Source organism: Sporomusa rhizae, from assembly GCF_041428845.1.
GTDB lineage: Bacteria > Bacillota > Negativicutes > Sporomusales > Sporomusaceae > Sporomusa > Sporomusa rhizae.
Genome location: NZ_CP156925.1, coordinates 3467124 through 3480424 on the forward strand (window position 1 = coordinate 3467124; position 13301 = coordinate 3480424).

At 44.4% G+C, this 13301-nt stretch carries 8 protein-coding genes; all 8 read right to left on the bottom strand.

What is annotated here, in order from left to right:
- Positions 1 to 40 precede the first annotated feature (40 nt).
- Entirely contained in the window at positions 41 to 1042 is a 1002-nt protein-coding gene (locus tag SRRS_RS16395; RefSeq protein ID WP_371362029.1) for a D-cysteine desulfhydrase, read from the bottom strand.
- 416 nt (positions 1043 to 1458) lie between these two features.
- A complete protein-coding gene (locus SRRS_RS16400) occupies positions 1459 to 2964 on the bottom strand; it encodes a C69 family dipeptidase (RefSeq protein WP_371362030.1) in 1506 nt (501 codons plus the stop codon).
- A 189-nt stretch (positions 2965 to 3153) separates the two neighbouring features.
- Complete coding sequence (locus tag SRRS_RS16405) at positions 3154 to 5433, bottom strand: class I adenylate-forming enzyme family protein (RefSeq protein ID WP_371362031.1); 2280 nt, start codon at positions 5431 to 5433, stop codon at positions 3154 to 3156.
- A complete protein-coding gene (locus SRRS_RS16410) occupies positions 5434 to 7944 on the bottom strand; it encodes a beta-ketoacyl synthase N-terminal-like domain-containing protein (RefSeq protein ID WP_371362032.1) in 2511 nt (836 codons plus the stop codon).
- Between the two features lie 127 nt (positions 7945 to 8071).
- Positions 8072 to 10099: a urocanate hydratase gene (locus SRRS_RS16415; RefSeq protein WP_371362034.1), complete on the bottom strand. Its 2028-nt coding sequence runs from the start codon at positions 10097 to 10099 to the stop codon at positions 8072 to 8074.
- Between the two features lie 352 nt (positions 10100 to 10451).
- Positions 10452 to 10691: a hypothetical protein gene (locus SRRS_RS16420; protein WP_371362036.1), complete on the bottom strand. Its 240-nt coding sequence runs from the start codon at positions 10689 to 10691 to the stop codon at positions 10452 to 10454.
- A 254-nt stretch (positions 10692 to 10945) separates the two neighbouring features.
- Positions 10946 to 11662: an MBL fold metallo-hydrolase gene (locus tag SRRS_RS16425; RefSeq protein ID WP_371362038.1), complete on the bottom strand. Its 717-nt coding sequence runs from the start codon at positions 11660 to 11662 to the stop codon at positions 10946 to 10948.
- A gap of 308 nt (positions 11663 to 11970) precedes the next feature.
- Complete coding sequence (locus tag SRRS_RS16430; RefSeq protein ID WP_371362039.1) at positions 11971 to 13299, bottom strand: phenylacetate--CoA ligase family protein; 1329 nt, start codon at positions 13297 to 13299, stop codon at positions 11971 to 11973.
- Between the last annotated feature and the right edge of the window lie 2 nt (positions 13300 to 13301).

Sequence of the window (13301 nt, forward strand, 5' to 3'; positions counted from 1 at the left end):
GGGGTGCGTTATGCAAACTGTTAAAACGACACTGGCTGCGTTAAAACAGCGCTGTTGCACTAAAGAGTGCCGGTGAACCTCCGGTATGCAGGAATAGCACGTTTTGTCCCTGTTTGAAAAAACCTTTTCGCGTCAGATCAATTAGTCCGGCCATCGTCTTGCCTGTATAAACAGGATCGAGCAAAATGCCTTCCATACTGGCCAGCATCCTGACCGCTTCCACCATGCCAGCGGTTGGCAATGAATAGCCTTCACCAAGATATTCATCAAAACAGACTACAGATTCCCTGGGAAGCGTCGCATGTACCCCCGCTTCTGCGGCAACTCTTTGGGCCAAATCATAGACTAAGTCTTTTTGCCTATCATTCTTTTGCAATACATTAATACCGATTACCGGCGCATCACTACTCATTCCCCAGAACCCTGCCAATAAGCCTGCGTGAGTTCCCGAACTAGCACTGGGACTTACAATGTAATCAAAGTTCACCCGGCTCGACCAGCTTTGGCAAAGAATCTCCAGGGCGCACGCGGCATACCCCATTGCTCCCAGCGCATTGGAACCGCCCAAAGGAATAATATATGCCTTTCTGCCTTCCGCTGCCAGCGTCCGGGCCAGTTCTTGCATTTCCAATCCCATATCCGCCTTTTTATCGGCAGGAATAACCTTTACTTTTTCTGCGCCAAGCAGGTTAAATAGCAGATTATTGCCGCTGGCCTGCGGATTATAGCTGCCAGGAACATTCTCTTTGAGCACCAGCTGGCATTTTAAACCCTCTTTCACTGCCGCGGCCAAAGTCAGGCGGCAATGATTCGATTGAATCGCGCCACAGGTAATCAGAGTGTCCGCGCCCTGACTCAGCGCATCCGCAACCAGAAACTCCAGCTTGCGCAGCTTGTTTCCACCTAAAGCCATTCCGCTGATATCATCCCGCTTAATATAGATATCAGGACCGCCAAGCACCTCGGATAACCGGGACAACTTTTCGATCGGCGTAGGGCCAGACAAGTATTCTCTACGCGGAAAACGATTTAAATTCACCATATCACTCCTTTACTTTGTGTTTTTTGTAATGACTCTGCCAGGATAGATTTCGTGATGAGTTGTCTACATACTGCACTCTTGCCAACCCTCATTGTACGATTGATAACTATTAGCTTTTTCATTTTTATGCACCCATTTCAATACTCATAACCATCGTTTACTCCCGACTTAAAGGATCACATACGCAGGATTATTCACCTTACACATGCGATCCAATCATTTGTTGCTACAGTATCAGGATATGTTACGTGTAAGTGTCTTGGCACCTGCTCGTACGATAGGTGCTCCAACACCTATGGGACACGGCGACTTTACTTTTTAATATCTATTTCAAGTTAAAAGCAGCCAGTTAGGCGGAATTAATCCCCTAAACCGGCTGCTTACTTGCTTATCAGCTCCTCTTTCGTGGCTCCGTATTACTTATTGTTGTCTTGATAAACAAAAGGACCTATTTTATCAAGTTTCGGTTTGACCATGCCGGTTGTGTTCATGATATAGGTTAATAAATCAACATACAAAGTATCCGCTTCAGCCAATGCTTTCTGGGCACTGTCCATGCCAAGCTTCGTTACATAATTTTCACCAACGGTAGGATCTTTTGCATATAGGGCAATCATTTCTTTCTCTGCTTGCAACATATCGTGATAAGAATTCTTTTCATACTGTTTCCAAGCGGATTTTACGCCTTGCCCATATTGGAAACGACTTTGCTCCGCTAATGCACAGATGCGTTTAAATTTCCAATACGCCCCTTTGTCATCATATGGTTTACCTTCTACCTGATAGGCAGGATGCGTTTCGGTAATACCCGAAAAAGCCGGAATGAACACAGAATGCTCGGCATTACCCATACATAGCCATTGCAGGGCAGAACACGCGCGGGGATATTCCTCCTTGATTTGTAAAACATGGACTTCTGACTGCCGCTCTACACCAACAGTGCGAACTGTCCATTTATTTTGCGGTAAAGATGCGTCTAAATTCGTACCTTCATAACGATAACGTAATACATCCATTACTTCCAGAGGCGATACTTTATGGTCGGGTGTATAAAATAGTTCGTAAAATGTATCATGGTTATATGGACCGCCATCAGTCGAAGGTGCAAGCAAGTGGTGTCCACCCCAGGAACGTGTATTGGAGTAATCACTGATTGGCGCTCCATAGGTTAGCGCCAAATGCACCTTTCCATTTATTCTTTTTGCAAAGCCAAACTGATCCGCTAGGGTAAATAAATCCTTGGAGCGCAGGAAATTTTCTTTATCAGTTGCATCTACGGTACCAAGCATAAACTGATTACCAAACACAGCCACTTTATTTGTTGGCATTTTTTGCGCTGCCCATTGATGGCCGCTATAAATTTCAATAAGCCACGCTTCTTGCTGATCGGCAATCATTACAATATTTCCTTCCGCTGAACCATAAGTCTCCACCAGCGAAGTTAATTTCTCCACCCCTTCACGTGCCGTTGTGACACAGGCAGCTACTGCTGCCGTAAGACTCGCTTCCCGTAAACCTTGTTCAACAAACGGATCCGCTTGTCTAACTTTATCATTAGGCGCTGCGGATACCGTACCAGTGACCGACACGCCGCATTCATTCGAACAACTAGCCGGATACAATCCGTCACCGGCATCGCAGTTGTCAGGAATCATAGTGTATTTATAGGTAGTGGCCGGTAAAGGCATAGAAAATCCATTTACATCCGTGAGCGTTCGGCCAGGAGTATTCTCAACCCTTGGTACAACCAAGAATAATTTATTATAAGCGCCTACACTCTGATCCTCACTTCTGGCAATAATCGTGGAACCGTCAGTGCTTACGTCTTTGCCTACATACACCGCAGTACAGGCAAAGACGTACATGTTGCCGCACGCCAAACATAAAAACACAGCAAACAAAATCCTTTTAACATAACCCATAGCTTTCACCATCCATCCTCAAATTTGCTATTTTGGCTCAGAAATCATCCCCTTCAATAAACTGTCGTTTCCATTTTATAATCATGGTTCTAGTGTATTATGCAAAAAAAAACATAGCCGCCCGTCTGTCTCATTCCCCGGATAACCTTGCCTAAGCCAACCCTATCAAGCGCTAAAGCCTGCTGCTGATCAATCCATGCAAAACCACGGCTTTATCGCTGTGTCACGTTGATAAGAAGAAATCGGAAAGGTTGGTAAAGGGGGCGTTAGAAAATTCATCTGGGAATCATTATAAGTAAGGAAAACCGCCTCATTAAACTCCTCGGCAAACATCCCACGTTCCACATGACAAGCCAGTAGATAGCGTTTCAGCCCTTCATCGGCGCCCCCCTGCTCAACATGCTTTTGGGCGGATGCAATGAGCCGGTCAATAACATCGGCAGAAACATCATACATATCGAACAAATCTAACAGCCTCATGGATTCGGCTTTACGCGAAACATCCGTCATGTCTAATCCGGCTTTTCTCCACAATTCACTCGAACGAATACTAAGAAATCCAAAAGAATGGCAGAGGTTCTCAATTTCCCCCAAATAGCTATTAACACGATCTTTGGGCTTGCCATTTAAGATAGCATGTACATCGGTAAGAATGAGCTTTAATGTTGCTTGCGGCCCCGCATAAGTGTCTGACGCATCCAGGAATTCTCGAAGTCGCTGCATCGCTTTTTTATCGGCATCAGAAATCGAATCCTTACGACCAGCTCCCCAGTAGGCTACAAACTCCAGCGGACGAGACATAAGAATTTTTTTCTGAAAAGCCTGAACGATCTGTTCCGGCTCTTCAGGATGATCCCTCTTAAATTTCCATGTGTTTAGTGATTTAAACGCCAACTGGGCATAATCACCACTAACAATTTGTCTTAGCTCACCAAGTGCAATCTTGCCAACTCTGTTTCTTGGCAGCTCTGCAACTCTTACAAAACTGTTCGGTACAACTAGCCTTGGCAGTTTTTCGGCAGTGAACCGTCTTAGCTCTATTTCGGTAATGTTGCAGTTCGCTTTAGGGATGTAAGCGGTGATGATTTTCTCCCCCAGAAATTCATCTGGAATGCCGACCGTTTTACTATCAGCAATCCATGGGTGAGTACGGACTATCGCATCAATTGTTTCAGGTACTATATTAATTCCTGATCGTATAATAATTTCCTTAACCCGACCAACCACCTTAATATTGTTATCTTTATCGATATAACCAACATCCCCTGTACCAAAGAAACCATCATTGGTCAACTTGATGCTTCGCTTCCCATCAAGAAAACGGTATCCACACATTAAAAGCGGTCCTCTAAACTGAATCTCACCAATACTTTGCGTTAAAGCTTCCGAAGAATCGATTTGCGTAATCAGTTGAATATCTTTGCTCGTATCAATGCGGACTTCTCCTATTAAAGGCGTACCTACATTGGAATAGTCATTTTTTCGGCCGGAAGTGGATGCTGTAATCCAACAAGTAGTTTCCGAAAGGCCATACCCCTGATAAATATCGCACTCCAAATTCTTTTCTCCTGACCGCCAGAGCTCCGGCCCCAAGGGAGCTGCCCCACAAAAACTGAATTTAAGCGACTTCAGACTCTGTCCCTTCTTTTGTTTTTTTAATAAAAAGGCAATTAGAGTCGGCGTCAAACTAGCAATTGTTGCCTTGGTTTCAAGTATTGCAGCAATTGGGTCTGAAGAGCGAGTAATATTGTTGTAAACGGTTGTCGCTCCAGCAACCAAGGGCAGACAACCTGTCAGCATAATTGCATTCATATGGGACCAAGGCAGTGTGCACAGGAACCGGTCTTCCTGACTGCATGCAAACCTTTCCTGCAGACAATAGCTGTTATAGGCCAGATTTTTTTCACTCAACTCTACGAACTTCGGCTGTCCCGTTGTTCCGGAAGTTTTTATGAGAAGGGCCGGAGAGTCACGCAAATCATAGCGTAGTGTTGGATTAAAAATAATTGTGCCGTCAGTAAACTGTTCACCTTCCATAAATGCACTGATTGATAATACTTCCGTTCTAGCCGGAATATCCTCTTCTTCTAAAGGAAACTCAGACGCGTATAGTACCAATCGGGGGCGAAGACTATGAATTGTAGCTTTAACCTCATTCTTGTCTTCTTCGATTGGTGCCAGGATTAAATCCAGCTCAATACAACCAATCAACAATGGAAGGAAATCACCGGACCTGGTTAGTACGACGCATACCACTTGACCGGGCTTCAGATTCTTTGCCTGTAGCCGTTCAACAGCAACTTGCGTTCTTCTGAAAAGGTCGACATATGTTACTTGCTCGTTTTGAACAATATCAATCCAAGCTAGGCCCCCTCCGTTTACTGCCGCATTTCTGCTCATGAGGCATCCGAGTCTGGTAGGCTTGATTGCACATTCATCGATGGGACTGCATGAAAGAGCATTCTTCATTTAAGCTCCCGCCTTTCCTAGCTTGTCTAGAATCCGCGTAGCTATTTCCTCAATTGAAAACTCCGGCTTCACTTCTTGCAAGAAGTCGATTTTAGAATTCAACCGGCTTTGAACTTCCAGACTTAATTCCAAACTAGCAAACGAATCCACCCCAAGAACAGCCAATGTATCGGTCGGCAATATATCAGACGCTGCATTCCCTACAGAATCCGCAGCAAGCTCTTTTAATAGTTCAATCAGCTGTTGAAAACTTATACCCACGTTTTTCGCAGCCGCCACTTCCCTGACTGGCACCTCAACCGGATTTGATTCATTCGGCGTATAACCGACACCTCTTTCTTGAGCACCTTGAATCTCTCCGATGGGTTCACCATCCTCAGAGAAAAATACGAAATCAGTAATATAGTGATTCCCGGCTGCTTCCTGGTGACGCTTAGCCAGGCACCAAATTCCCTGCCTCTCTCTCCAGGGCAATGCAGATATGTCAATTTTCCTAAAGGACGTTAAAAGATAGCCACTGTTGCCGCCGGCTTCATTCTGACCGTGCACAAATCGAAATAGCTGCAGGCAGGAGTCAAGCAGGCATACTTCTCTATCCACCTGCTCCTTTAAATGACCTTCAAAATCCGCAATTACCCCTAAAACTCCCACAGGAGTCTCTACTGCGTGCCGCATTTTCTGAAAATGAGTGCCGTGATACAAACCAGAAATGAGTTGTTTATTGTAAATATCGGCAACACGGAGCGCTTCCTGTTTGCCGCGCAGCAACTCTGAAAGATGGGGACTCGCTGTAAGCAATGGTTCAGACGGCGTGGCCAGAGCAACAGCATGAACAGTCGATTCCCAGCTGTCCGCCCCCCTGCTTTCAATCTGAATACTCCATCCATTTGCGGTCTTATATATGGACGTGCGAAGGGTCGCTTTGACTTCAGTAACAGCCAGAATTCCCTTGAACTCCACTGATTCCAATTTCCATGTAATTTGATGATCTATGGCTCTGGCGGCACTTCTTAACAAATGAACAAAATACGTGCCAGGAACAATGGCAGAGCCAGCTAACGCATGATCTTTTAACCAGTCAAATGAGCTAAGGTTAATCAACGTCTCATAAATTATTTCATCTCCTGTATCCTTCAGCTTAATGCCTAGGCTTCGATCTCTGCTTTCCGGCTGTGGCATTACCCAACAGCGAGGTACATCCGCTTTTTCCGATTTCCTTCCTGGTAAGTCGCCGATACCGGCGATTCGTTCAGTTGGCGGCTCTTCAATGACCAAATGGACATTCGTCCCACCCATCCCGGAAGAGTTCACTGATACTCGCCGTTTTGCCCCGTTCTCCACCTGCCATGGCATACACGCTTTCGGGAAATAGAAAGGAGTATCCGCAAGATTTATCGGTTCTCCATCATATATATCTGATAAAATTTTCTTTTGGGTCAGGCTACATGCAGCTTTAATAATACTAACTACGCCACATGCAGCTTCCAAGTGTCCAATATGAGATTTAGCCGTGCCGAGACTGCAAAAGGCTTTTTTCTGACTTTTCGCCGAGAATACACTAGTCAAAGCTTCCATTTCAACACGGTCCCCAAGCCTTGTCCCAGTACCATGTGTTTCTATGACACCAATCGATTCCACATCGATACCTTCAAGTGCGCGTTCCATTACCTCACGCCAGCCTTCTACACTTGGCGCAGTAATTCCATCTTGCCGGTTTCCGTTATTGTTGATTGCCGAGGAAATGATGACCCCAAAAATAGGATTACCATCTCGAATGGCATCATCCAATCGTTTCAGTGCTACTAGCGCAACACCATTTCCATGTACAGTCCCGGTTGCATAATCTGTAAAAGGCCGGCAGTGACCGTCAGAAGAGAATATGCTTCCTTCAATAAATTGGTATGGGCGGAGTTGAGGATTCATGACAGTTGCTCCCCCTACAAGCGCAATATCACAGTCCATAGCAGCTAGCGAGAGACAAGCGTAGTGGGTTGCTGTGGCCGAACTTGAGCAGGAGGTTTGAAGGTCCACCGCCGGCCCCGTCAAATTTAATATATTTGCCGTACGAAGAGCAAGGTAGTCTTTGTCGTTTTGCAAAGTTGCTTGCAGCCCCTCAAGGGTGTGAAGACTGGTATCAATATGGTTTTTGGTATGCTTTAGGTACGTATTCATCGGGCAGCTTGCAAAAACGCCAACACGGCGGCCAAAATCTTCCGCAGTAAAATCACTCTTTTGAATATGCTCAAGAACATTTGCAGCGCATGTCAAAAACAAGCGATGCTGGGGGTCTATAAGGCTAGCTTCACGCTTGCCCATCCGGAAACGTTGGTAATCAAATCGATCGGCGTCATCAAGATAACCTACTGATACGTGCATTCCAGCTTTATCAGCTCCAGAAAGTCTTACAATTCCGCTTCGTTTGTTGTATAAGTTATCCCAGAATTGAGAGACAGATGCCGCACTAGGTAACCTACAATCCATTCCAACAATGGCAATTGGTTTTTCAAACATAAACGAGCCTCCTTATTTAGCTTTAACTGGTAACTTCAATGTGGTTAACTTTACTTCACACTTTTCAACCCATCGGACCAACTACTTTGCTCTCTATCCCTCCCTGCTGCAAGACCGCTTTACTTTATTATTGGAAAGCAGCTTTTACCACGTCTTCAATTAGCTTCTCCTGAGGTATATACGGCAATGTTACGTGCGCTTTTCCCGCATACCGGTCGTTAAATTCCGCAATGGTCGAAATGGAATTGGCATTACGTGCCCAAGCCCTTCTGGCCACACCGCTGATAACATCCCACAGCATAGCTGACTGCAAAATAGCGTCTACACGCTCGCTGCCATCCAGTACCATGCCGAAACCACCATCAATGGCTTTACCGACGCCCACACCGCCGCCGTTATGCAAAGCTACCATACTCATACCACGAGCCGCGTCGCCTGCAAAACATTGCACGGCCATATCGGCCATTACATTGCTGCCGTCCTTGATATTTGACGTTTCCCTAAACGGTGAATCCGTACCGCTAACATCGTGGTGATCGCGGCCTAGCATAACCGGGCCGATCTCGCCGCTACGCACCATGGCATTAAATTTCAAGGCGATATTTTTGCGTCCCTCAGCGTCCTGATACAAAATGCGAGCCTGGGTACCTACAACCAAAGCATTCTCTTCCGCGTCGCGAATCCAGATATAGTTGTCGCGGTCCTGTCCGCGGCGGTTCGGATTGATGCAGGACATAGCTGCTTGGTCAGTTTTGTGCAGGTCTTCCGGCTTTCTACTCAGGCATACCCAACGGAATGGACCATACCCGTAATCGAACAATTCCGGCCCCATAATATCCTCGACATACGATGGGAAAATAAAGCCGTCCTTTTCGTCGTAACCGTTTTTGGCAACCTCTTTTACACCGGCGTCATATACTGCCTTTAAGAAAGAATTGCCGTAGTCAAAGAAATACGTACCCCGTTCAACCAAGGTTTTGATGCATTCAAAATGATGTCTCAGGCTCTGATCGACAAGCGTACAGAATTTTTCCCGGTCATGCTCCAGCATTTCCGTGCGCTGGGCAAAAGTCAATCCCTGCGGACAGTAACCGCCCTCGTAAGGAGCATGGCAGGATGTCTGATCGGACAATAGATCAATCTTTTTCCGATTGGCTGCCGCATATTCCAGCAAATCGACAATATTGCCGTGATATGCGATGGACAAGGGCTTACCGGCTGCCTGTGCCGTTTCGGCCATTGTAAAAACTTGCTCCAGGTTATCGCTGCACTTACTAACCCACCCCTGCTCCAACCGGGTGTTGATACGAGAGATATCGACATCGGCAATGATGCCGACAGCGTTGGCAATTTCTGCGGCTTTCGGCTGCGCGCCGCTCATACCGCCCAGACCGGACGAGACGAACAGCTTGCCGTGCAAATCATCTTCCGGGCCCACGCCGAGTTTCAGCCGGCCAGCCGTCAAAATCGTGTTAAAAGTACCGTGCACGATCCCTTGCGGACCGATATACATCCAACCGCCAGCCGTCATCTGACCGTAATTGGCAACACCCATCTCTTCGGCAATTTCCCAGTCGTTGTGATTGTCAAACATGCCAACCATCAGTGCATTCGTAATAATAACCCGCGGCGCATCCGGCTTAGAAGGAAATAACCCCAGCGGATGACCCGATGCCACTACCAACGTCTGCTCCCGGGTCATCACTTCCAGGTATTTTTTTGTCAACTGGTATTGCATCCAGTTCTGACAAACGCTGCCGGTCTCGCCGTATGTCACCAGTTCATATGGATAGAGCGCCACGTCCTGATCCAAATTGTTGTCTATCATAACCTGAAAGGCTTTGCCTTCGATGCAGTTTCCCTTGTATTCATCAATAGGCCTACCGTAAATCCGCTCTTTCGGCATATACCGGTAGGCGTAAATACGCCCGTATGTTTTTAACTCTTCCATAAATTCCGGCGCCAAATGCGCATGCAGTTCTTCCGGGACATAACGCAGCGCATTTTTCAGCGCCACTTTCGTTTGCTCCGTCGTCAACCTAAACCCCCTGTTCGGCGCGCGCCGGATCCCAGGCTTAAAAACCGGCTTTTCCGGTAGTACCTTGTCCAACTTAATGACCATCGCCTGGCTAATTTTTCCATTGTTCATATTCATCTCTCCCTTCACGAATCGATTATACGCATAGCTTGCCTTTCCAAAATATGGATCTTCAAACAAATGATAGGGTATGGACCGTCAAAACATCGTCGAATTTTCAAAATTATTCCATTAAACCCAGTTTTTGATACCTTTTTAAAATTTGCCCCACTAGGATTGGCTACTTTTAAATTAAGAATTTGAAGGTATAAAAACCAGCGTTCTTTCAATATAACATGGGGAAAAAATAAAAGAATTACGCATGAAATATGCGTAATTCTTTCTCATGTAATGACTTTTTTCGTATATACCAAAATAGAAACGAGACAAAAAATGCGTCAACTAAACACGGTTTAGCTGACGCAGCTCTTTAACAAACTAATCGATATTCGCCTGAAAGGTAATTGCGAAATGCTCTAAGAACTTCCGGCCGTACTTCTTCTTGCGTAACCAGCCAGTCTGCAAATCCTTCAAGTACACCGGCATTATTAGCCGCATCGGCAATATGCCGGACATCATTTCTGGAAAGTTTCGCCGGAGTTTCTGCAACTACATTTAGTAAACTAAAATAACTGATATTAGAAATGGCCTTGCGATTAATTTTAGTCATATGTATCAGCCTCCTATTGTGCGAATATTGGTACTTATATTAATAATATGTTAACACGATTAGAAATGCAACTGCAAAATTTATGTAGTAAAAAAAGATCCCGTTCCACAGCAAAAGTCAATTTGGGATTTTCCTGCGCTTCCATGAATAAAAAAAAGGATCTAGTTTATTGAAATGTATAGTTTCAATGTCTATTTTTTACCGATAGAATTAGCTTACATTTTTCATACGCTACTTTACACTATCATATTTTCTTAACGGTCCAGAAGAGAACTAATGATATTAAGAATATCCAGTTTACTTACTGGTTCAGCATGTCCCATTACACAAATATCAAAATCAAATTCTTCAATCGCTGTAATTAAAGAACGTAATTTATCTTTATCCAAATAGCAATTATTGTAATAATCCACGCCAACGGCATCACCAATAAATAAAACTCTTTCTTGAGGTATAAATATAAAGATACAATCTTCACTATGAGGAGATACTATATGACGTAATTCTACAACAATATCTCCTAGATCAATTTCCATATTTCCATCATAAGAGATATCGGAGGTCGTTACTCGTATCTCCGAAAGTAGCGGATATTCTTTACGAATACAAGTATCAGCAAATTCAATCTCAACCTTTGCTTCTAATCTTTTTTTCATTTCAGAATCTGTCCATTTCCACTTCGCTATTTCTGCTAATTTATCGTTCGTTTTTTTGTGAGCAATTGTAATCCCTTCCACTGCATGCATACCAAAAGTATGATCCCAATGCCAATGAGTAATAGAAATAATGTCTGGTTTTCTCAATCCTTCATTATTTATAGCTTCATTAAATAATTCAACATGTTTTTTAGAATTACCTGAGTCTACCATTAAAGAATACTTCTGCCCGTTTATATATCCTAAAACTGGCCTATCAGCCTCTTTATTATGCATGCTATAAAAAACACGATCTGTTAGCTGCCTCAACTCCATAAAATAAATCCTCCTGTTATTCCGTATTTTATCCCAGTTACCATCTCCAGAAGTTTACTTAAGTGCAAAGAAGTAAATAGTAATGAAACTAAAATCAATATTAGCTGCGATAGTCTTCAGAATTATGGTCGTTGGGAATTTTGTCATAGAGTACGCTATATATACTTAATTGGTGAGGCACATTTTAAGAAAATTAAATCCCTCCATTTCCGGCAAATATCTACAGTTATATTTTACCATAATAGAGGGAAGTTGTTATTTATTGACTTTTTCAGTGGTTTCAACCTGTCCCTCGTCTCCCCCTATCCTTACCTTAAGTCTAAGATTTTTACGTCTTTAATCTGGGAGGCCAGATTATTAACACTCTCAATGGCTAAGCGTAGATTTCCATTTTTCATATTTTCCCCTAGCTCCGGATAAGCACTCAAAAGAGCCTTTTGTATTTTTTCTTCGGCCACGTAACCTTCAACCATGACCGATATTCTATCAGTAAGACCTTCTTTGGATACCGTTATTAGTACTCTTCCCGTAGTACCGTCGATCTTTCCTACCTCATCAGCAATAACTCTGCCATAAATATTCATATCACCCGCAACAATCATGTCATCAGTTCTCCCTTGTAGGTGGATAGCCTTCAAGGGCAACCAGCACGCACAGTCGGCCCATCGCGCTTTATCTCCCGAACGGTAACGAATTAGGGGCATACCTTCTCTTCGGATTGTAGTAAAAACCAGTTCACCTTCATTAGCCGGATTGCCGGTTACCGGATCGATAATCTCTGTAATAAGATGCAGATCATTTACATGAAAGGCAGTACATTCTGGTAGGGCAATTGTTTGGGCGCTCCCAATTTCCGTCGATCCGTAACTATCGAAAACTGCTGCACCCCAATAACCATTGAAAAACTTTTTGTGCTCAGAAGTTAAGAGTTCGCCTGCAAGTATAATCTTGTCAAGGGCGCAGCGATACCCTATACGTTCCGCCTCCCGTGTCAAAGCCGTCATATAGGATGGAGAGGAAAATACTACATTGGGCGAAAAGCGCTCCATCCATTTTATAGTCTCTCCTGGATCACTGGCACCGACACTTAATGGTAACCCCCCAGCACGTTCAACTGCCCGTTGTACACTCGCCCCCCCAATCCATAAACCATGTCCAACCGGCAACGCAATTAGTGCCACAAGTCTACCTGAGTGAGCAATACGCAGAGCCATACCATAGAGATTAGAAAGAGTCTGCATTTCCCTAAAAGTATAATATACCCGCTTAGGTTCACCGGTTGTTCCAGAAGTAGTAAAAACAGCGGATAACTTTTCCTCGGGCACACACAAAAAATCCTGCCACTGACGAATATCTTTCACTGTAGTAAACGGAATTTTTTGCAGATCTTCAATGGCCTGTATATGTTCCGGGCGTATGCCAGAATGATTAAGTATTCGTTTATAAAACGGTGAATGAGTAAATACATAATTTATGGTGTCGTGCAACCGTCGTGTTTGAATGATATTAATAAGGTCCGGATGGAGCCCTCGTTCTACAAGACGATGTAGAAATTTACCCGCTCTTTTTATAACCCCCGGCTGGCAGTTACGTTCTTCAAATCTTCGCAACGCTTTGTCCACAATATCTGCTATCATAT